The 20,820-nt window shown below is 72.2% G+C and carries 16 protein-coding genes and 2 pseudogenes; 15 read left to right on the forward strand and 3 right to left on the reverse strand.

Annotated elements, in window-relative coordinates:
* The first annotated feature begins 33 nt into the window (after positions 1-33).
* From recG to ACQ86J_RS00470, 12 genes and pseudogenes are all read left to right on the forward strand, one after another.
* Positions 34-2,127: pseudogene (gene recG / locus ACQ86J_RS00415) on the forward strand (ATP-dependent DNA helicase RecG).
* Positions 2,128-2,239: 112 nt separating this feature from the next.
* Positions 2,240-2,974, forward strand: coding sequence for an ABC transporter ATP-binding protein (locus ACQ86J_RS00420; RefSeq protein WP_431269576.1), 735 nt, complete (start codon positions 2,240-2,242; stop codon positions 2,972-2,974).
* On the forward strand, positions 2,974-3,705 hold the full coding sequence (locus ACQ86J_RS00425; RefSeq protein ID WP_431269577.1) for an ABC transporter permease: 732 nt from the start codon (positions 2,974-2,976) through the stop codon (positions 3,703-3,705). The genes ACQ86J_RS00420 and ACQ86J_RS00425 overlap by 1 nt, the downstream gene beginning before the upstream one ends.
* Before the next feature lie 3 nt (positions 3,706-3,708).
* Positions 3,709-5,655 carry a Gldg family protein gene (locus ACQ86J_RS00430; protein WP_431269578.1) on the forward strand — a complete coding sequence of 649 codons (1,947 nt, stop codon included), beginning with the start codon at positions 3,709-3,711 and terminating at the stop codon, positions 5,653-5,655.
* Positions 5,656-5,671: 16 nt separating this feature from the next.
* Positions 5,672-6,607 carry a DUF4340 domain-containing protein gene (locus tag ACQ86J_RS00435; RefSeq protein ID WP_431269579.1) on the forward strand — a complete coding sequence of 312 codons (936 nt, stop codon included), beginning with the start codon at positions 5,672-5,674 and terminating at the stop codon, positions 6,605-6,607.
* 94 nt (positions 6,608-6,701) lie between these two features.
* Positions 6,702-7,157, forward strand: a complete 456-nt coding sequence (locus tag ACQ86J_RS00440) for an NUDIX domain-containing protein (protein WP_431269580.1) — start codon at positions 6,702-6,704, stop codon at positions 7,155-7,157.
* 303 nt (positions 7,158-7,460) lie between these two features.
* Positions 7,461-8,954, forward strand: a complete 1,494-nt coding sequence (locus ACQ86J_RS00445) for a hypothetical protein (RefSeq protein ID WP_431269581.1) — start codon at positions 7,461-7,463, stop codon at positions 8,952-8,954.
* A gap of 33 nt (positions 8,955-8,987) precedes the next feature.
* The gene (locus ACQ86J_RS00450) at positions 8,988-9,770 is read left to right on the forward strand and encodes a class II aldolase/adducin family protein (RefSeq protein ID WP_431269582.1); all 783 of its coding nucleotides are present in this window, start codon (positions 8,988-8,990) and stop codon (positions 9,768-9,770) included.
* A 671-nt stretch (positions 9,771-10,441) separates the two neighbouring features.
* Positions 10,442-10,696, forward strand: coding sequence for a hypothetical protein (locus tag ACQ86J_RS00455; RefSeq protein WP_431269583.1), 255 nt, complete (start codon positions 10,442-10,444; stop codon positions 10,694-10,696).
* A 345-nt stretch (positions 10,697-11,041) separates the two neighbouring features.
* Positions 11,042-12,668, forward strand: a pseudogene (locus tag ACQ86J_RS00460) (ABC transporter substrate-binding protein).
* Between the two features lie 428 nt (positions 12,669-13,096).
* The gene (locus tag ACQ86J_RS00465; RefSeq protein WP_431269584.1) at positions 13,097-13,591 is read left to right on the forward strand and encodes a phosphate acyltransferase; all 495 of its coding nucleotides are present in this window, start codon (positions 13,097-13,099) and stop codon (positions 13,589-13,591) included.
* A gap of 176 nt (positions 13,592-13,767) precedes the next feature.
* A complete protein-coding gene (locus ACQ86J_RS00470; RefSeq protein ID WP_431269585.1) occupies positions 13,768-14,706 on the forward strand; it encodes a 1-phosphofructokinase family hexose kinase in 939 nt (312 codons plus the stop codon).
* 13 nt (positions 14,707-14,719) lie between these two features.
* On the opposite strand, the gene ACQ86J_RS00475 is transcribed toward ACQ86J_RS00470, so the two are convergent.
* The 3 genes from ACQ86J_RS00475 to ACQ86J_RS00485 all read right to left on the reverse strand — a co-directional run bounded on the left by ACQ86J_RS00475 (position 14,720) and on the right by ACQ86J_RS00485 (position 16,297).
* Positions 14,720-14,953: a hypothetical protein gene (locus ACQ86J_RS00475; RefSeq protein WP_431269586.1), complete on the reverse strand. Its 234-nt coding sequence runs from the start codon at positions 14,951-14,953 to the stop codon at positions 14,720-14,722.
* 125 nt (positions 14,954-15,078) lie between these two features.
* A complete protein-coding gene (locus tag ACQ86J_RS00480; RefSeq protein WP_431269587.1) occupies positions 15,079-15,444 on the reverse strand; it encodes an acyl-CoA thioesterase in 366 nt (121 codons plus the stop codon).
* Positions 15,445-15,589: 145 nt separating this feature from the next.
* On the reverse strand, positions 15,590-16,297 hold the full coding sequence (locus tag ACQ86J_RS00485; RefSeq protein WP_431269588.1) for an RraA family protein: 708 nt from the start codon (positions 16,295-16,297) through the stop codon (positions 15,590-15,592).
* A gap of 182 nt (positions 16,298-16,479) precedes the next feature.
* Here ACQ86J_RS00485 and ACQ86J_RS00490 point away from each other — a divergent pair, with 182 nt between their 5' ends.
* Genes ACQ86J_RS00490 through ACQ86J_RS00500 form a run of 3 tightly spaced genes read left to right on the forward strand, consistent with a single transcriptional unit; the run spans position 16,480 to position 20,820 of the window.
* On the forward strand, positions 16,480-18,039 hold the full coding sequence (locus ACQ86J_RS00490) for a carbohydrate porin (protein ID WP_431269589.1): 1,560 nt from the start codon (positions 16,480-16,482) through the stop codon (positions 18,037-18,039).
* A complete protein-coding gene (locus ACQ86J_RS00495) occupies positions 17,976-19,190 on the forward strand; it encodes a hypothetical protein (protein ID WP_431269590.1) in 1,215 nt (404 codons plus the stop codon). Before ACQ86J_RS00490 ends, ACQ86J_RS00495 begins: the two co-directional genes overlap by 64 nt.
* Complete coding sequence (locus tag ACQ86J_RS00500) at positions 19,090-20,820, forward strand: methyl-accepting chemotaxis protein (RefSeq protein ID WP_431272692.1); 1,731 nt, start codon at positions 19,090-19,092, stop codon at positions 20,818-20,820. Before ACQ86J_RS00495 ends, ACQ86J_RS00500 begins: the two co-directional genes overlap by 101 nt.

The following is a 20,820-nucleotide window of genomic DNA, read 5'->3' on the forward strand; positions in this document are numbered from 1 at the left end:
CCTGTCAGCCCGACGCAGCATACACCGCGGAAGTTGCGCGTGACCGAGGATAAGCAGGCCGATCCCCGGCTGGCGCCGGTCTTCGCCCCCTTGGCCGACCTGCCCGGGGTCGGGCCGGCGATTGGCCGCCGGCTGAAGGAGGCAGTGGGGGGCGAGCGGGTGCTCGACCTGCTGTTCCACCTGCCGGAGCGCTATGCCCAGCGCATCCGGGTGGACAGCCCGGCCGAGGCGCCGCTCGATGCCGAGGTGATCCTGCCGGCGCTCGTTACCGCCTTCCGCGCCGCCCGCTCCAAGCTCGGCCGCCCCTATGTCGAGGTTCGCGCGGAGTCGGGCGGCAAGCGGCTGCTGATCCGCTACATCAACGGAAACCTCGGCTGGCTGCAGAAGCTGCTGCCGCCGGGGACGGAACGGCTCTTCGCCGGCAAGGTGAAGGTCGAGGCCGGCACCTATTCGATGATCAACCCCCTCTCGGCCACCGGGCCGGAGGGACTGCCGGAGCTGGAGCCGGTCTGGCCGCTGGTGAAGGACCTCCGCCTGTCGCATGTGGCCAAGGCCATGACGGCGGCGCTGGACCGGCTGCCCGACCTGCCGGAATGGCAGGACGCCGCCCTGCTGCGGCGGGAGGGCTGGCCCGGCTTCGTCGCGGCGCTGCGGGCGGTGCAGCAACCGGTGGTGGCGCCGCCGTCGCCGACCCGCACCCGCCTGGCCTATGACGAGGCGCTGGCCGGGCAGCTCGCATTGGCCCTGGTCCGCCGCCGGGTGCGGCTGCGGGCCGGCCGCGCTTTGGCCGGGGACGGGCGGCTGCGCTACCAGGCCCTGGCCGCCTTCGGCCACCCCCTCACCCCGTCCCAGGCGCATGCCCTGGCCGAGATCGATGCCGACCTGGCCGCGCCGCACCGCATGCTGCGCCTGCTGCAGGGCGATGTGGGCGCCGGCAAGACCCTGGTCGCGGTGCTGGCCCTGCTGCGAGCTGTGGAAGCTGGCGCCCAGGGCGCGCTGATGGCGCCGACCGAGCTCCTGGCGCGGCAGCACATCCGCACCCTGTCCCGGCTCTGCACCCCGGCCGGCATCCGGGTGGAGCTGCTGGCCGGCAGCGTGAAGGGGGCCCAGCGCCGCCGGGTGCTGGCGGGCCTGGCCAGCGGCGCGGTGAGCATCGTGGTCGGCACCCATGCCCTGTTCCAGGAAGGGGTGGATTCCGCGACCTCGGCCTGGCGGTGGTGGACGAGCAGCACCGCTTCGGCGTCGCCCAGCGGCTGATGCTGGCCGAGAAGGGCGACAGCGCCGACATGCTGGTGATGACCGCGACGCCGATCCCCGCACCCTGCTGCTGACCCAGTGGGGGAGATGTCGGTCTCGCGCCTGACCGGCAAGCCGGCCGGGCGGCAGCCGATCACCACCACCCTGCACGGGCTGCGGCAGCTGGACCAGGTGGTGGCCGGGCTCGGCCGGGCGCTCGACCGCGGCGCCCGGGTCTACTGGGTCTGCCCGCTGGTCGAGGAGAGCGACACCATCGACTTCGCCGCCGCCGAGACCCGCTTCGCCGAGCTCTCGGCCCGCTTCCCCGGCCAGGTCGGCCTGGCGCATGGCCAGATGGACCCGGAGGTGCGGGAGCGGGCGATCCAGGATTTCGCCGCCGGCCGCACCCGCATCCTGGTGGCGACCACGGTGATCGAGGTCGGCGTCGACGTGCCGGAGGCCACCGTGATGGTGGTGGAGCATGCGGACCGCTTCGGCCTGGCCCAGCTGCACCAGCTACGCGGCCGGGTCGGCCGCGGCGCCGCGGCCAGCTACTGCATGCTGCTCTACGACGAGGCGCTGGGGACGACCTCGCGCGAGCGGCTGCTGATCCTGCGCGACACCGAGGACGGCTTCGTCATTGCCGATGCCGATTTCCGCCTGCGCGGCGGCGGCGAGGCGCTCGGGACACGGCAATCCGGGCTGCCGGTCTTCAGGCTCGGGCTGACCGAGGCCGAGGCGCAGGAGGGGCTGATCCTGATGGCCAACCGCGACGCCGCCCTGCTGCTTGAGAAGGATCCGCTGCTGACCGGGCCGCGCGGCCAGGCGGCGCAGGTCCTGCTGCGGCTGTTCGGCCGCGACGCGGCGATGGGGACGCTGCGGGCGGGCTGAGCGGACCGCCCAGATACACAGCGTTGCAAGCCGGGGGCTGGCGCCACCTTGCAAAGCCCTGTCAGGCTTGTACATCGGCGGGTCTGTCCAGGTCGGCATGGGGGAATCGGCATTGGCTGCGCTGATCGAGATCGAGCGCCTGACCAAACGCTTCGCAGGCTTCACCGCAGTGGACGACGTGACCTTCTCGGTCGCGCGCGGGGAGGTGCTCGGCTTCCTTGGGCCCAATGGCGCCGGCAAGTCTACCACCATGCGCATGCTGGCCGGCTTCATGCCGCCGACCTCGGGCACTGCCCGCATCTGCGGCGCCGATGTCGTGGCGCAGCCGGTCGCGGCGAAGCGCAGCCTCGGCTTCCTGCCGGAAGGCGCGCCGACCTATCCGGAGATGAGCGTCACCGGCTTCCTCGCCTTCACCGGCCGCATCCGCGGCTTCCGCGGGTCGGAACTGGCCGACCGCGTCGACCACGCCATGCACCTGACGCAACTTGAAGGCGTCCGCCTGCAACCGATCGAAACCCTGTCCAAGGGCTTCAAGCGCCGCGTCGGCCTGGCCCAGGCGCTGCTGCACGACCCGCCGGTGCTGGTGCTGGACGAGCCGACCGACGGGCTCGACCCCAACCAGAAGCACGAGGTGCGCGAGCTGATCCGCCGCATGGCGCCCGAGAAGGCCATCGTCATCAGCACGCATATCCTGGAGGAGGTCGGCGCCGTCTGCACCCGCGCCATCATCATCGCCCGCGGCAAGGTCGTGGTCGATGCCGCGCCCTCCGTGCTCGAACGCCAGGGCCGGACTCTGGAGCAGGTCTTCCGCAGCCTGACCCTCGGCGCGCCGGCGGAGGCCGCCTGATGCCCCCTGCCCTGACCGTCGCCCGGCGCGAGCTGGCCGGCTATTTCGCCACGCCTGTCGCCTATGTCTTCATCGTCATCTTCCTTGTGCTGGCCGGCGCGCTGACCTTCACGCTGGGCAACTTCTTCGGCCGCGGCCAGGCCGACCTGCAGCCCTTCTTCTCTTTCGTGCCCTGGCTTTTCCTGTTCCTGGTGCCGGCGCTGACCATGCGGCTCTGGGCGGAGGAACGCCGGCTCGGCACGATCGAGCTGCTGCTCACCCTGCCGCTGCCGCAGTGGCAGGCGGTGGTCGGCAAGTATCTCGCAGCCTGGGCCTTCTGCGGCATCGCGCTCGCTTTGACCTTCCCGCTCTGGATCACCGTGAACATCCTCGGCGATCCCGACAATGGCGTCATCCTTGCCGGCTATGTCGGATGTCTGATGGTCGCCGGCGCCTATCTCGCGCTCGGCGCCGCGGTCTCGGCGCTGACCAAGAACCAGGTCGTCGCCTTTGTCCTCGCGGTCGCGCTCTGCTTCGTCTTCGCCGCCGCCGGCAGCCCGGTGGTGACCGAGTTCCTGACCCAGCGCCTGCCGGTGCTGGCCGAGGTGGCCCGCGCGCTGTCGATCACTGACCGCTTCACCGGCTTCACCCGCGGCGTGGTCGCGGCGCGGGACCTCGTCTTCTTCGGTTCCTTCATCGGCTTCTTCCTGTTCGTGAATGCGGTGGTGCTCGACCACCGGAAGGCGGACTGACGCATGAGCGCGACTCCTCCCCGGGGCGCCCGCCGCCTCTGGTCCTCCGCCCTCGGCCTGCTCGCCGCCGCGGTGCTCGCCGTCGGCGTCAACATGCTGGCCGACCGTCTGCTGCCACGCGCCCGTGTCGACCTGACGGAGCAGCATCTTTACACGCTGTCGGACGGCACGAAGCAGGTGCTGGCCGGGCTGAAGGACCCGATCACCCTCCGGCTCTTCTATTCACGCCGGCTCGGCGCCGCGATCCCGGTCTATGGCGCCTATGCCGACCGCGTCCGGGAGATGCTGTCGGAATATGCGAGCCTGTCGAACGGCAAGGTGAAGCTCGAGGTGCTGGACCCCGAGCCCTTCTCCGAGCTCGAGGACCGCGCCATGGCGCTCGGCCTGCAAGGCGTTCCGGTCGACCAATCGGGCGAGCAGGTCTATTTCGGCCTTTCCGGCACCAACCTCGTCGACGACGAGCGCTCGATCGGCTTCTTCCAGCCGGACCGCGAGCGCTTCCTCGAATATGACCTGACCCGGCTGGTCTACGACCTCTCCAACCCGACCCGGCCGGTGATCGGGGTGATGACGGCGCTTCCGCTGAACGGCGACCCGCGGGCGATGATGCTGCGCCAGCCCGCGCTCGGGCAGCCCGCCGTGGCGATGACCCAGCTGCGGCAGTTCTTCACCGTGAAGGACGTTGCGCTCGACGCGCAGGTGATCGAGCCCGAGGTGCAGGTCCTCCTCCTCGCTCATCCGCAGCACCTGACGGAGGCTGCGCAATACGCGATCGACCAGTTCGTCATGCGCGGTGGCAAGCTGATGGTCCTGGTCGACCCGCATAGCGAGAGCCAGGCGAGCAAGCCGGGCCCGGGCGGCCAGCCGCCCACCGACACCGCCTCTTCGCTTGACCGGCTGCTGAATGCCTGGGGTGTCGAGGCGCCGTCCGACAAGGTCGTGCTTGACCTGCGCGGCGCCTGGCGGGTGCGCGCCAATCCGGGCGACAGGGTGCAGGCGGTGGATTATGTCGCCTGGTACAACCTGCAGGGCGACAGCCTGAACCACGACGATGTCTCGCTCGCCCAGCTCGACCAGATCACCGTCGCCTCGGCCGGCGAAGTACGCAAGAAGGACGGCGCGGCGGTCGAGTTCACCCCGTTGCTGACCAGCTCGGCGCAAAGCATGCTGGTGGACGCCGCGCGCGTGCGGCAGGAGCCCAACCCGGTCCGCCTGCTCGCCGATTTCCGCAGCGGCAACACCCGCCACGTCCTGGCCGCGCGGATCCGCGGAGAGCTGGCCTCGGCCTTCCCCGGCGGCCCGCCGCCAGCGGCCGAGGGCCAACCGCGGCCCGACGACTTCCCCGCGCATCGCGCCCGCAGCGAGGGTGCGGCCAATATCGTCGTCGTCAACGACAGCGACATCCTCGAGGACCGCTTCTGGGTCCGGGTACAGGATTTCTTCGGCCAGCAGGTCGCCACGCCCTTCAGCGGCAACGGTCCCTTCCTGGCCAACCTGGCGGATACCCTGTCGGGCTCCGATGCGTTGATCTCGCTCCGCTCGCGCGGTGAGAGCCTCAGGCCCTTCGAGCTGGTCGAGGATATTCGCCGCAACGCCGATGCCGAGTACCGGCAGACGGAGCGCCAGCTCACCCAAAAGCTGGAGGAGACCGAGAAGCGGCTGCGGGAGCTGCGCCAGGGCACGCCCGCCGCACCCGGCGCCGAGCGCAACCAGAACCAGGCCGCGGTGATCACCCCGGAGCAGCGCGCCGAGATCGACCGGGCGCGGGAGGAGATCATCGCCACCCGCCGCCAGCTCCGCGCCGTGCAGCTCGAGCTCCGCCGCGACATCGAGGGGCTGGAGACCACGCTGCGGGTCGCCAACATCGCCCTCGTCCCGGCGCTGCTGACCGCCTTCGCCATCGGCCTCGCCGTGGTGCGCAGCCGCCGCCGCGCCGCGGCGCGGGCCTGAGCGGAGGGCACCCAGCATGAACCGCCGCAGCCTGCTCCTCCTCGGCGGTGCCGCCGCCATCTCGGTCGGCGCCGCGGTGCTGCTGACGCCGCGCGGGATCGACCAGCCGGACATCGCGCCCGGCGGCCTCGCCTTCCCCGGCCTGGCCGAGCGGCTGCAGGCAGCGGAGCGGATCGAGATCCGGAAGGCGGATGGCACCCTGGTGCTGACCCGCCAGGACGACGTCTGGGGCCTGCCGGCCAAGGGCGGCTATCCCGTCCGTGCAGAGAAACTGCGGGAGATGCTCGTCGGCCTGACCGAGCTTCGCCTGGCCGAGGCCCGGACCGCCGATCCCGGCCAGCATGCGCGGCTCGGCGTCGACGATCCCGACCGGCCCGGCAGCACCGCGCTGCTGCTGCGGGTGCTGGACGGCAAGGGCGCGCCCCTGGCGGAGCTGATCCTCGGCCGCCGCCGGGTCCGCACCCAGGGCAATGCGCCCGAGAGCATCTATGTCCGCCGCCCCGGCGAGAGCCAGGCGTGGCTGGCCGAAGGTCGGCTGGCCGTCGATGCCGACCCGCAGCTCTGGCTCGACCGCGATATCGCCAACCTGGCCGCCGAGCGCATCCGGCGGGTCGATATCCGTCGCAGCGGCGAGCCGCCCCTGGTGCTGTCCCGGGCCGATGGCGCGCCGCGGCTGCATGTCGACCAGCCGGCGGACGCGCCACCGGCGGATGAGGTCGTGCTGGACGAGATCGCCCGTGCCTTCGAATACCTCACCTTCCTGGAGGTCCGGCCGGCCGCGGACCTGCCCGGCAAGCCGCAGGGCGAGAGCCGCTTCGACCTGGCCGATGGGCTGGCCATCCATGTCGCCCCCTCGCTGGACGACGGCAATGTCTGGATCCGGTTGCGTGCCGAAGGCGGCGAGGAAGCGCAGCGGCTGAACGGCCGCTGGACCCCTGGGCCTTCCAGGTAGGCGTCTGGAAGCTGAAGGCCTTCGCCCCGCTTGCCGCCGACCTGAAGCCCCAGGACGCCGCTCCGCAAGTCGCGCCCCCGGCCGCGCCGAAGCCGTGAGCCGGGAATACCCGGACCGGCCCTGGGTCGGCATCGGCGTCGTCGCCTTCGACGGCGCCGGGCGCGACCGCGGCGCCGAGCGCGTGCTGCTGGTGCGGCGCGGCAAGCCGCCGCGCCAGGGCAGCTGGTCCCTGCCCGGCGGCGCGCAGGAGATCGGCGAGCGCGCCGAGGCGGCGGCACGGCGCGAGCTGCTGGAGGAGACCGGGATCGAGGTCGGCCCGCTGGAGCTGGCCGCGGTCTTCGATTCCATCAGCCGCGACGAGGCCGGCGCGGTGCGCTGGCACTACACGATCATCGATTACTGCGGCCGCTGGACCGCTGGCGAGGCGCGGCCGGGCGACGACGTCGCCGCAGTCGCCTGGGCGGCCCCGGAGGAGCTGCCGACCTATGACCTGACGCCCGACGCGCTGCGGGTGATCGCCGAGGCGCGGGAACGACTCTTTCCCGGCTGAGCGCCCGCCGCCCCGCATTCGTTAAGTTCGCGCTCCGAACCGTGAAGCTCGCCTCGCCGTGCCGTGTGCGAACCGATTTCCTGCTCGCGCTAAGATTGAAGCGGCAGGAGAGCGAATTGCCGATATGATGTTACTGATCGGGCTGGTGCTGCTGGCACTCGTGGCAGGGCTGGCGGCCCTTTCGCCCTCCTCGGCGTCCCGGTCCCGGGCACCTATCTCGGCCGCGACGCCGACTTCGCCCTCCTGGCCCTGCAGATGCTCTCGGCGTCCTGGGCAGAGGGCGTGTTCTGGCCGCGCTGGCTGATGGACACAGATCACGGCCTGGGCGGCACCACCTACTATTCCTATCCGCCACTGGCGCATTGGGCTGCTGCCGCGCTCGGCCGGGTCACAGGCCTTGGCCCCGCGCCGACGCTCGGCCTCGCCATGGGGCTCTGGCGGCTGCTGGCGGTGGGCACAGGCTTCCTGTGGTTGCGCCGGCACGTGCCGGCGGGTCCGGCCCTGGCCGGCGCCGCCTTCGCCGCGCTGCTGCCCTATGCCGCGCTGGTCGATCCCTGGCTACGCTTCGCCTATAGCGAGACCGCGGCGATCGCCCTGCTGCCGCTGCTGCTGCTGGCGCTCGACCGGCTGGCCGAGGGCCATCGTGCGCAGGGCCTGGCGGGGGCGGCGCTGGCCTATGCCGCGCTGGCGCTGACCAACCTGCCGGTCTGCTGCCTCGCCGCGCATCTCGGGCTGCTCTATGCCTGGGGGCTCGGCGGGCGGCGGGCGCTGCTGCGCTGTCTGGTGGCGGGTGGCCTCGGTGCCGGCGTGGCGGGGGCCTTCCTCCTGCCGGCGCTGGGACTGCTGGAACACGCCAATGCGGCCAGCCTGTTCAACGATTCCTGGACCGACAACCTGCTGTTCTTCAGCCGGCCGGAGGGCAAGCTGCTGGTCATCTGGGGCGCGATGCTGCTGGCCGCGGGGCTCGGCCTTGCCCTGCTGCGGGACGCCGCGCCCTGGCCGCAGCTGCGCGCGCCCGGCCTGCCGCGGGCGCTGGCGGTGCTGCTGCTCGGCAGCCTGGCGCTGAGCTGCGTCCTGACCCTGCCGCTCTGGCTGACCCTGCCGCAACTGACCGCGGTGGAGCATCCCTGGCGCAGCACCGCGCTGCTCGGCACGGCCGTCGCCGGCATCGCCGCCCTGGCCTGCGCCGCGCGGCCGCGGCCGCGCGCCCTGCTGGCAGCCGGCCTTGGCCTCGCGCTGCTGCCGCCGGCCTTCCTCGCCGGGGTTGTGGCACTCGGCCACCCGGCCTGGCCGAAATTCCTGCCGGCGGCGCAGCGGCTGGACTTCGCGCGGAACTATTCCGGGGCTTACTCCTGGGAACATGTGCCGGCCGAGGCAGCGGCTGCCGGCTGGGTGGCGATCATCGCCGGGCATCCGGACCCCTGGCCGCGGCCGACCCTGCCGCAGGGCGCCGCGCGCATCCCCGGCGGCTTCCGCCTGCCGTGGGCCGATGGGCCGGTGGCGCTGCCGCAATTCTTCTTCCCCGCCTGGCAGGCCGCCGACCTGTTGGGGCCGGTGCCGTTGCGGCCGACCCTGGAGGGCTTCCTGGAACTGGCCCCCGACCATCCGGCCGTGGACATCACGGTGACCATTCGGCCGACCCGCTGGGAAAGGATCGGCTGGGCGGTAAGCGCGGCGACCGCCTTCGGCCTGCTGCTGCTGCGCCTGCCGCGGCTTCGCTCCCTGGCGGTCCGGGTGCCGACGCTGCGGCCCGGCGCCATGATCCGGGGTGGGACAGCGGGGACGAAGCAGGTCTAGCATCCCCGGTGGAGCCCAGGAGAAACGTCCACCATGCCGCTCGAGACCCACCAATCCGCCGAGCTTTCCCTCGCCGACCAGCGCTGGCAGGCCCGCATCGACCTGGCCGCCGCGCACCGGCTGGCGGTGATGCACGGCTTCCATGAGGGAATCTTCAACCACTTCACCCTGCGGGTGCCCGGCACCGACGACAGCTACTACCAGATCCCCTTCGGCACCCATTGGTCCGAAGTCTGCGCCTCCACCTTCATGGAGGTCGGCTACGACGGCAGGCTGCTGGCCGGCGAGGGCCATATCGAGCGGTCCTGCTACGCGATCCATGCGCCGATCCACCGGCTGGCCCCCAAGGCCGCCGCGGTGTTCCACACCCACATGCCCTTCGCCTCCGCCCTGTCGCGGCTGGAGGACCCGCGGATCCTGCCGATCGGCCAGACCGAGGTCGGCACCATGATTCACACCGCCTACGACATGCACTATGCCGGCCCGGCCTTCGAGGAACAGGAAGGCGAGCGGCTGGCCCGGATCCTCGGCGACAAGACGGTGCTGATGATGGCGAACCACGGCGTGGCGACCGTCGGCCGCAGCGTCGCCGAGGCTTATGACCGGCTCTACTACGTCGAGCGGGTCGCGCAGGTGCAGCTCTATGCCATGTGGACCGGCAAGCCGCTGGCCTATCTGCCGGACCAGGTGGTGCAGGAGACCGTGGCCCAGTTCAGCGGCAAGGCGCCGCGCTATGGCGACAAGTCGAATGCCGAATGGCATTTCGCCGCGCTGAAGCGGATCCTCGACCGCAAGGAACCCGACTACAAGGACTGAGCCGAGGCGCGCGCGCGGTGGCAGACCACCGCCGCGGGTTTCGGACAAATACCCGTTCCTCGTTGGCAGTCAGCGATCCGGAAGCGGTCGGAGCGCAGCACGGGACGTGTCCGCATGGCGACGTCGTATAGGAAAATATTCAGATTTGCAAGGTTTGCCTGACTGTGGCGTTGCAACCCGCACGCATCCTGACGGTCCAGCAACGGCCCGAACAGGCCCAATCTTTTCAGGTGTTTGCACAGCAAGTCCCGGGCCTGCCCCCAGGCTTGCCCCCGGCGCTGTGGGTAACCGCAGTCGGTCCCGCGGCGCTCTCTCCCGCCGCGGCGCGCGATATTTCCAGCACCGGGCACGAACCGCGCCAGGCACCTCCGCAACCCGCTGAAACCGTTTGATACGTCCTGCGCCGGGCCGTCGACCGCGTGGCCGCCAGGCCGCTGTCCAGCGGCAATCCGTTCGGGAAACGAGTCGAATGGGAACGCCTGAGGAACCCGCCTTGTTCGCTGCGGCTTTGCGGGTCCTTCCTCACAGCCTGTCCCCAGGCTTGTCCCGAAGCCTGGGGATAACGCCCTGGCGGCTCTCGGCCACCCCTGGGGCTTGCATGCCGCGCCGCACAGCGCCCACAACCGGCGACCCCGATGTCCCGCCGCAAGCCCCCGCCCCCGCTGACCCTGATGCCGCCTCAAGCCGCCGCGCCGCAGGCCACGCCGCGCCTCGCGCTCGGCGGCACCAGCGGCGTGCGCCTGGTGTTGGAGGCCGGCGACGCCGCTGCGGTCGAGGCGGCGGCCGCGGCGCTCAAGGCCCGCTTCGGGGCGCGCTTCGCGGTCATCGGGCGGCGCCGCGCCAAGGCCGGGCTGCGGGTGACAGCCAGCCTGCAGGTCAGCGCGGACGAGGCGCTGGACGCCGGGGCACCGCGCGAGGACGGCTAGAGCAGGTGGGGCGAGCGTGAACGCTCGGACGCCTCAATCCGCACTGAAAGGATTGAACTGCGGCGGGGCGCCGTTCGCTCCTGAACACACCATGCATGTTCCACCCGGGACGATCGCCAGACGGTGTTACGGACTGCTGTGATCCCCAGTTCGGGGAATGGCCGTTACTGCCAGGGCGTCTTCGTATTCGACCGACACAGGTGAGGGAGAGCGGGCATTTGCGGCGCCCTACCTGGCGCTGCTGCCTGGGGGATCCGGCCGGACTGTGCTTGCCGCATCACCGGCTTGACCGCCGCCGCTTCCGCACCGCAGCATTGCGGGCCACGCAACCGGAAGGGATGCGCCATGCGCCGCCGCGACGTGCTCGCCACCCTGGGCACCACCATCGGGGGGATCGCGCTCGCCGCCCCCGCCTTGCCGCCGCGCAGACTGCGCCCGGCCGCCGCATCCTGCGCTTCGTGCCGCAGGCCGACCTGGCGCTGCTGGACCCGATCCACTCCGTCGCCTTCGTCACCCGCAACCACGCGCTGCTGGTCTACGACACGCTCTATGGCTGGGACGCCGAACTCAAAGCCCGGCCGCAGATGGCCGCCGCCATGCCGGTCTTCGAGGAGGACGGCAGGCGCGCCACCATCACCCTGCGGCCGGGGCTGAAATTCCACGACGGCAGCCCGGTGCTGGCGCGGCGACTGCGTCGCCTCGATCAAGCGCTGGGCGACGCGCGACGCCTTCGGCCAGGCGCTGATCGCGCAGACCGAGGAGCTGACCGCGCCGGATGACAGCCGCATCGTCTTCCGGCTGAAGAAGCCCTTTCCGCTGCTGGCGGATTCCATGGCCAAGGTCGGCACCCATCTCTGCGCCATGATGCCGGAGCGGCACGCCTCCCTGCCCTCCTCCCAGGCGGTGCCGGAGGTCATCGGCAGCGGCCCCTTCCGCTATGTCGCCGCCGAGCGCGTCGCCGGCAGCCGCAACGTCTACGAGCGCAACCCGGACTACGTGCCGCGGCAGGAGGCGCCGAGCTACCTCTCGGGCGGCAAGGTCGTGCATCTCGACCGCGTCGAATGGCTCACCATCCCCGATGGCGCGACCGCCAGCGCCGCGCTGCAGCGTGGCGAGGTGGACTGGTGGGAGCAGCCGGCAATCGACCTGGTCGGGCCGCTGAAGCGGACGCGCGGGGTGAAGATCGACATCCTCGACCCGAACGGCTCGATCGGCTTCCTCCGCTTCAACTGCCTGCATCCGCCCTTCGACAACCCCGCGATCCGCCGCGCCATCCTGCGCGGCACCAACCAGGTGGACGCCATGACGGCGGCCGCCGGCGACGATCGGACCTACTGGAAGACGCCCTACGGCTTCTTCGCCCCGGGCTCGGTCATGGCCAGCGATGTAGGGATGGATGCCCTGCGCAACCCGCTCGACAGCGCCGGCATGAAGCGGGCCCTGGCCGAGGCGGGCTACAGGACGAGCGGGTCAACCTTCTGGCCGCCACCGACTTCCCGGTCATCAATGCCATGAGCGAGGTCTGCGGCGACTTCCTGCGCCGCGGCGGGGTGAACCTCGATTACGTCTCGACCGACTGGGGGACGGTGACCCAGCGCATCCTGGAAGCAGGACCCGGTGCCGGCCGGCGGCTGGAACATGATGGTCAGCTACACCGCGGGCAGCGCCCAGGTGAACCCGGCCGCCAACAACCTGATCCGCGGCCATGGCAAGGGCGCCATCTTCGGCTGGCCGAGCATCCCGCGACTGGAGGAGCTGCGGAACGCCTGGTTCGATGCGCCGGACGAGGCCACGCAGGCGCGTATCGGCCAGGAGATGCAGCAGGTAGCCTTCGCGGAGGTCCCCTATGTGCCCGCTCGGCCAGTTCTTCTCCCCCACTGCGCTGCGCAGCGACCTGGAAGGCATGCTGAAGGGCGTGGCGCTGTTCTACGGGATCAGACGGGTCCAGCGCCCGCCCGCCGCTTCGCGGTAGGCAGGCGCGATGAATGACGCACCGCACCATGACACGGCCTCGGACGACAAGCTGGCCCGGCTGATCGCCCGGGCGGTGGCCGCCGGGCCTGCCCTGCCCTGCGCGGTGGTGCACCCGGTGGATGCCGCCAGCCTCGAAGGCGCGATGGAAGCGGCCGCAGCCGGGCTGATCCTGCCCATCCTCGTCGGGCCGGCCGCCAGGATCCGCGCTGCCGCCACGGCCGGCGGCATCGACCTGGCCGGCGCGGCGATCGAGGACGTCCCGCACAGCCATGCCGCGGCCGAGCGCGCCGTCGCGCTGGTGCAGGAGGGCCGCGCCGGGGCGCTGCTGAAGGGCAGCCTGCACAGCGACGAGATGCTGGCCGCGGTCGTCGCGCGCGAGGAGGGCTGCGGACCGAGCGGCGCATCAGCCATTGCTTCATCCTCGACGTGCCGCGCTACCACAAGCCGCTGGTGGTCACCGACGCGGCGATCAACATCGAGCCGGACCTGGAGACCAAGGCGGATATCGCACGCAACGCCATCGACCTCTGCCGCGCGCTGGGGATCGAGCGGCCCAAGCTGGCGGTGCTGGCGGCGGTTGAGATCGTTACCGCGAAGCAGCCGGCGACGCTCGACGCCGCGGCCCTGTCGAAGATGGCGGATCGCGGCCAGATCGAGGGCGGCATCGTCGACGGGCCGCTGGCCTTCGACAATGCCATAAGCCTGGAGGCGGCGCGGTCGAAGCACCTGGCAAGCCCGGTCGCCGGCGATCCCGACATCCTGCTGGTGCCCGATCTCGACCTCGGGCAACATGCTCGGCCAAGCAGTTGCAGTACCTGGCGGGGGCCGAGAGCGCCGGCGTCGTGGTCGGCGCCCGGGTGCCGATCGCGCTCACCAGCCGGGCGGAGGGGCCGCGGGCGCGGCTTGCCTCCTGTGCCGTGATGAAGCTGGCCATCGTCATGCGCGTCACCAAGCACGGCGACGATTGATCCGCCGGCACCGCGGCGCGGAGCCTGTTCGCGGCCTGGCGTCGCAGGCTGCCTGGTCCGCCGCGGCATGAAGATGCGACGGCGGATTGCGTTCACGTCGCGCCGCGATCCGCTGTAGCGTCGGGGCGCATGGCCTCCCGCATCGTCACCCTCACCCTCAATCCCAGCCTCGACATCTCGGCCGACGCGGAGATGATCCGCGCCGTCCGCAAGACGCGCACGCGGAACGAGCGCTTCGACGCCGGCGGCGGCGGGGTCAATGTCTCGCGCGTGCTGCACGAGCTCGGCGCCGAGACCCTGGCCATCATCCTGGCCGGCGGGCTGGCCGGCGCCCTGCTGGAGCAGCTGCTGGAAGCGGATGGCGTCCCCCGCCACAGTATCCCGATCGCCGGCAGCACCCGCATGTGCCACACGGTCAACGACCTTTCGACCCGCAACGAATTCCGCTTCGTGCCGGAGGGGCCGGAAGTCTCGGCGGCCGAATGGGGCGCCGCGCTCGCGGCGCTGGAAGCCGAGCCGGGCGATTGGATCGTCGCCAGCGGCAGCCTGCCGCGCGGCGTGCCGGACGATGTCTATGTCCGCGTCGCCGCGCTCGCGGCGCGCCAGGGCCGGCACCTGGTGCTCGACACCTCCGGCCCGCCGCTCAAGGCGGCGCTCGGCCATGGGCTCGCGCTGATCAAGCCGAGCCGCGGCGAATTCGAGACGATGGTCGGCCGCCCGCTCGGCACGCCGCGGGCCCTGAACGAGGCGGCGCTGGCCCTGGTCCGGGAGGGTGGCGCGGCGCTCTGCGCCGTCTCCCTGGGGCATGAGGGCGCGCTGCTGGCCGAGCCCGGCGGCATCCTGCGGCTGCGCGCGCTGGACGTGCCGGTGCTGGGCGCGGTCGGCGCCGGGGACAGCTTCCTGGCGGCGATGGTCTGGAAGCTGGCGCAGGGCGAGAGCCCGCGCGAGGCCTTCGCCTGGGGCATGGCCTGCGGCGCCGCGGCGGTGATGCAGCCCGGCACCGCCAAGCCGCGGCACGAGGATGTGGCGGCGCTGCGGCGGCAGATCGGCGAGCTGCCGCCGGGCTGAGGCCGGCCCGCCCTCAGGCCTCGGAACAGGCCGCCAGGAAAGGGCCTTCCGCGGCCGGCACGTGGCAGGCGGCGCAATGGATGCAGGGATCGGCCCGGTGGTCGCCCGGGCGCCGGACGAAGCCTCGGGTCAGGCCAAGCAGCTCCCGGCCCTGGCCGCGCATCGCGTCCTTCCGCCAGAATGCGGTGCCGGTGGCACGGCATTCCGGGCAGCTGATCCTGGCGCAGATATCGAGGTTGCTCGTCATCCCTGCCCTGCGCTGTCGGGTCCCGACGGTCAGGTCGCGGGCCCAGCGACCCGCACCCGTCCTAACCGGACTCTGGGGTCGGCAGCCGTGGACTTCAAACCAAAGCGCGCATCCTCGCGCGACTGCTACCCATCCCGTCGCTTCAGCGCCAGCCGCCGCCCTGGCCGCCCCGTGCCGAGCGCGGCGAAGCGCGCCAGCACGTCCTCCGGCCAGCGCGTCACCCGGCGGACGCCGAGATCGACGCAGAGGTAGAGCACCTCGTTCTCGGCGGCGAGCCAGCCCTCGGTCGCATGGTACATCCGGTGGGTCGCCAGCAGGCGCTTGTCGTCGTGGCCCAGCACCTCGTTGGTGCAGGAGAGCGGCATGCCCTCATGCGCTTCCCGCACATAGTTCACCCAGGCCTCGGCGGCGAAGGTGGCCAGGCCGCGCTCGCGGAAGGGCGCGCCGAGGCCGAGCTTCGGCCAGAGCTGGTCGGTCGCGATGTCGAACACGACCATCGTAGAAGCCCATGTTCATGTGGCCGTTGTTGTCCACCCAATCGGGGCGGACCACCGCGAGCGGCGGCGGCAGGTCGGGCGTCTCGGGCATCAGGGCTCCATCATCCGCGGTCCGGCCGCACGGCCCGGGTCACCAGGCTCAGTGGATGTCCTCCGACCGCGACAGCGCGTCCTTCAGCTTGTCGATGTCGAAATCGTCCCGCTTCGCCATCTCGAGGATCACGGCCTCCTTGCGGGTGATCAGGTCGATTGCCGCCGGCAGCTGCCGCACCGCCTCGGCCGGGATCACCACCGCGCCGTGGCGGTCGGCATGCACCACGTCGTCATGCATCACCGGCATGCCGTGCACCAGCACGTCGCGGCCGAAATCGACCATGTGCACATGCGCATGGCTCGGGTTGACCATCCCGCCGATGATCTGGAAGCCCGGCGCCAGCATGTCGAGGTCGCGGAAGGAGCCGGAGGTGACGCAGCCGAGGCAGCCGAGCCCCTTGTGGACGTTGCTGTTCACCTCGCCCCAGAACGCGCCGAAGCCGGGGCTCTCGTCCAGGTCCTCGATCACCACGATGGTCGGCAGGTCGGCATCCGCCACGTATTCGTACCAGCCGATGCGCGCCGCCTTGTCCTGGTCCTTGCTGCGGCCGGACGGCGCCGCGGCGCGGATCTGCCCGGTGCGGGCCAGGCCGCAGATCGGCGGCAGCGACGGATCGGCGGCGACGAAGGGCTGCAGCGTGAAGCCGCGGCCGCGCCGGGCCGGCATGACGATCTCCATCGCGTTGCAGATCGTCGGCGTGTCCCAGCGCCGCAGCAGCTCGAGATCCGCGCGGGTGAAGGGGCGGTCGACCATGGTGTGATATCCTCCCGGAGGGGATGAAGGATCGATGGAGGCCGCGCCGCGGGTCAAACCCCGCGGCGGCGCCCGCGAATGAAAGCCGGCCGAAGCGTGACGGTTGCGCGACAGCCGGGGTGTCCGGCTTGCAGTCCCCCCGCGCCTCCCGTAACAGCCCTGGCAAGGCCGGGGGACGATGCATGCGGGCGGGGCTGGCGCGCCTTCTGGGATGGACGGCCTGCCTCTGCGCGGCACTGCTGCCGTCCAGCGCCGCGCGCGCCCAGCGCGGCACCGCCGGGCCGATCTACCAGCCGAACATCGACGCCCTGGTCGAGGGCGGCGAGGAATGGCTTGCCCGCCTGGAGCAGCAGGGCTGGTTCCTTCGCGGCCAGTTCACCGGCATCGTCCAGGCCCACCCATCCTTCCACTCGCCCTACCGGGGCGCGTCCAGCCTGAGCCCGAAGGATGAGACGCGGGACACCCAGTCGGTCGACCTCGTGCTCGGCCGCCGGCTCTGGCGCAATGCCGAGGTGGTCGCGGTGCCGTCTCTCACTCGCGGCTTCGGCCTGTCCAACTCGGTCGGCGTGGCGAGCTTCCCGAACGGCGAGGCCTTCCGCCTTGGCACCCGCGACCCCTCGCTCTGGCTCTCGCGGCTCTTCGTCCGGCAGACCATCGACCTCTCGGCCGAGACCGACCTCGGCACGGACCCCGACCCGATGCGCTTCACCGGACCGCTGGCACGGGAGCGGATCACGCTGACGGCCGGCCGGGTCTCGGCCTGGGACTTCTTCGACGACAACCGCTATGCGCACGACGCCCGGTCCCAGTTCATGGGCTGGGGCCTGGTCGGCACCGGCGCCTTCGATTTCGCCGCCGATGCGCGCGGCTTCACCGACGGCGCCGTGGCGGAATGGGAGAACGGCCGCTGGGCGGTCCGCAGCGGCGCCTTCCGGGTGGCACGGGACGCCAATTCGCTCGACCTCGAGCCGCGCTGGCTGAAGGGCTGGCAGGTGCTGACCCAGGTCGAGCGCGCCTGGTCGATCGGCCCGCATGCCGGGATGGTCCGGCTGCTCGGCGGCCTGTCCCGCACCCGCTCCGCGCGCTGGGACGCGCTGACCGGCGCCGTGCAGGCGAACGAGACCGACATCGATCCGCTGCGCAGCTTCCGCACCAAGCGGATGCTGGCGCTGAACCTCGAACAGGAACTGACGGACGAACTCGGCGGCTTCGCCAGGCTCGGCTGGAACGACGGCCGGGCGCAGAACTGGATGTTCACCGAGATGGACTGGTCGGTCTCGGCGGGGCTGTCGCTGGCCGGGCTGCGCTGGCATCGGCAACAGGACACGATCGGGTTGGCCTTCAACGCCGGTGGCCTGTCCGACCCGCACCGGCGCTTCCTTGCAGCCGGCGGGATCGGCTTCATCACCGGCGACGGGCGGCTGAACTACCGGCCGGAGCTCACGACCGAGGCCTATTACGACATGCGCCTGGCGCCCGGCCTGCACCTGGCCGCCAATGCGCAAGCTGGTGGCGAACCCGGCCTAGCAATGCCGATCGCGGCCCGGTCCCGGTGCTGGCGCTGCGGCTGCACGCCGCCTTCTGAGGCCCGCGGGCGGTTCAGGCCGGCATCTTCGCCCGCCGTTAACGCGGCTGCGGGCAGCATCGGGGCCCACAGCTTCACCCGGATTCCTCCTGCATGCGCCTCCCGACCCTTGCCATGCGCAGCCGCATCGTGCTGCTGCTGCTCGGCTTCGGCCTGATGCCCGCGATCCTGCTCGGCATCGCCTTCCTGGCGGAGCGCGGCGAGTTGCGCCGGAGCGCGATGGACCGCCTGGCCGATGCCGCCGCCAGCCTCAGCGACACGATCGACCGCAACCTGTTCGAGCGCTACGGCGACGTCCAGGCCTTCGGCTTGAACACCGTGGCGCATGACCCGGCCAGCTGGCGCCGGCCGGGCGCCGACAACCCGCTGGTGCGCGCGATCGACGAATACGTCGCGCTCTACGGCGTCTACAAGCTGGCGGTGCTGGTCGATCCGAAGGGCGAGGTCCTGGCCGTCAACAGCCGCGACGCCGCCGGCAAGGCGATCAGGACCGAGGGTCTCTATGCCCGTTCCTTCGCCGCGGCGCCCTGGCTCGGCCGCGCGCTGCGCGGGGAGTTCCTGGTCGGGCCGGAGGGGCTGACCGGCACGGTGGTCGAGCCTCCCGCTCGCGCAGCCGAAGTGGCGGAGGCCTTCCCCGGCGAGGATGGCTACAGCATCGTCTTCGCCGCGCCGGTTAGGGACCAGGCCGGGACCCTGTTGGGGGTCTGGGCGAATTTCGCCGATTTCGGCCTGGTCGAGCAGATCGTCGCGGATTTCCACGCCAGGCTGGCGCGCAGCGGCATGCCGGGGGCGGAACTGACCGTGCTGGATGCTGGCGGCACCGTGCTGGTGGACCACGACCCGGTCGCCCGGCCAGGCCCCTACCGGCGCGACTTCGGGGTGATCGGCGCGCTCAACCTGGTCGAACGCGGCGTCGGCGCGGCGGCGGCGGCGGTACGGGGCGAAGCCGGGGCGGCGGTCGCCCGGCATGCCCGCAAGGGGATCGACCAGGCGGCCGGCTTCGCCCGCAGCCACGGCGCCATGGGATCTCGCCGGGCTCGGCTGGTCCAGCCTGGTGCGGGTGCCGGTGGCGGAAGCCTTCGCCGTGATCGATCGGATCCTCGCGCGCGGCCTTTTGCTGCTCTGCGTCGCGTTGGCCTGCATCCTGCCGCTCGGCCTCTGGATCGGCGCCGGGTTCGCCCGCCCGGTCACCGCGCTGGCCGGGGCGATGCGCCGCCTCGCGGCCGGGGAGCCGGTGCCCGACATCCCCGGCGCGGCGCGGCGGGACGAGATCGGCCGCATGGCCTCCGCGGTGGCGGTGTTCCGTGACGGGCTGGCCGAAGCCGCGGCGCTGCGCGCCCGCCAGGACGCCGAGCGCGAGGCGTCCGAGGCGGCCAAGCGGCGCGCGCTGCTCGGCATGGCGGAGCGGGTGGAGGATGCGGCGACCGCCGCGGTCACCCGCATCGGTGCCCGGGCCGAAGCCATGGCCGCCGATGCCGACAGCATGGCGCAGACCGCCGATACGGTGGCCACCAGCAGCGCCCAGGTCGCCATCGCGGCCGACCAGGCCCTGCGCAATGCCGAAACGGTGGCCGCGGCGACCGAGCAGCTCTCCGCCAGCGTGCGGGAAATCTCGGCGCAGGTCGCCGCAGCCTCTAGTACCACCCGCCAGGCGGCGGCGCAGGGAATGGCCAGCCAGGAAGTGATCCAGGGCCTGTCGGACAGCGCCGCCCGGGTTGGCGCGGTGGTGCGGCTGATCGCCGAGATCGCCGGCCGGACCAACCTGCTGGCACTGAACGCGACGATCGAGGCAGCGCGGGCCGGGGAGGCCGGCAAGGGCTTCGCCGTCGTGGCCGGCGAGGTCAAGCAGCTCGCCGCCCAGACAGCCCAGGCGACCGAGGAGATCGGCCGGCTGGTCGCCGGCATCGACGGCGCGACCGCTGGGGCGGTGGCAGCGGTGCGCGACATCGCCGCGGCGGTCGAGCGGATCGACCATACCTCGGCGGCGATCGCCACGGCAGTCGAGGAACAGGCCGCGGCGACCCAGGAGATCGCCCGGACGGTGGCCGAGACCACGGCCGCGGCACGCGAGGTCTCGGAGCGGATCAGCGAGGTCTCGGCGGCGACCGCTGAGACCGGCAGCCGCGCCGCCGAAGTCCGCAGCGGCGCGGCCGAGGCGCGGGCGGCGATCGCCGAGCTTGCGCGGCACGCTGGTGCAGGTGGTGCGCAGCGCGACGCCTCGAGGTCGACCGCCGCGCCGCACCGCGCATTCCGCTGCCGCGCCAGGTGCGCCTGGAGCTCGAGGGGGCCCCGCCGGCCGAGGCCAGGCTGCTGGACATCTCGGTCGGCGGCGCCCGCATCCTGCCGGTGGCGCCGTTGCCGCCCGGCGCCCGTGGCAGGCTGCAGGTGCCAGGGATCGCCCTGCCGCTGCCCTGGACGCTGCTGGGCGGCGACGCCCGCGAGGGGCAGCGGCTGCGCTTCGCCCTGGATGCGGCCGGGCGCGCGACGCTGGAACGGGTGCTGGAGGCGTTGGCCCGGGCGCCCGCCGCCTGACGCCACACTCCCGAGGATTTCCGCGGCGCGGCGTTCTCCCGCGGCGCGGCAACCTGCTATAGCCGGCCAGCGACCGCGGCGTATCGGGCGGCGGAACTGCGGGGTGGCACCGGACATGGCCGGCTGGCGGATGGACGAGGACGAGGCGATCCGCTCCGGCAGCGTGGAGCATCCCGCGCCGGGGCTGGAAGGCCAGCCACGCTTCGACATGACGCAGGTCGAAGTGGCGGTGCCGAAGCTGATCGACCATGCGGTGGGCGGGCCGGTGGTGCTGACCCGGCATGGCGCGGAGGCCTATGTCCTGCTGCCGCTGGATGTCTGGCGCCGGGTCTGGAGCGCGATCGCCCGGCCGCCGGTTATCGAGGCCGAGCGCGAGCCGCCCGCCGCGCCCGGCGACGAGGCCTGA

It is taken from the genome of Dankookia sp. P2, from assembly GCF_050632255.1.
Taxonomy (GTDB): domain Bacteria; phylum Pseudomonadota; class Alphaproteobacteria; order Acetobacterales; family Acetobacteraceae; genus Paracraurococcus.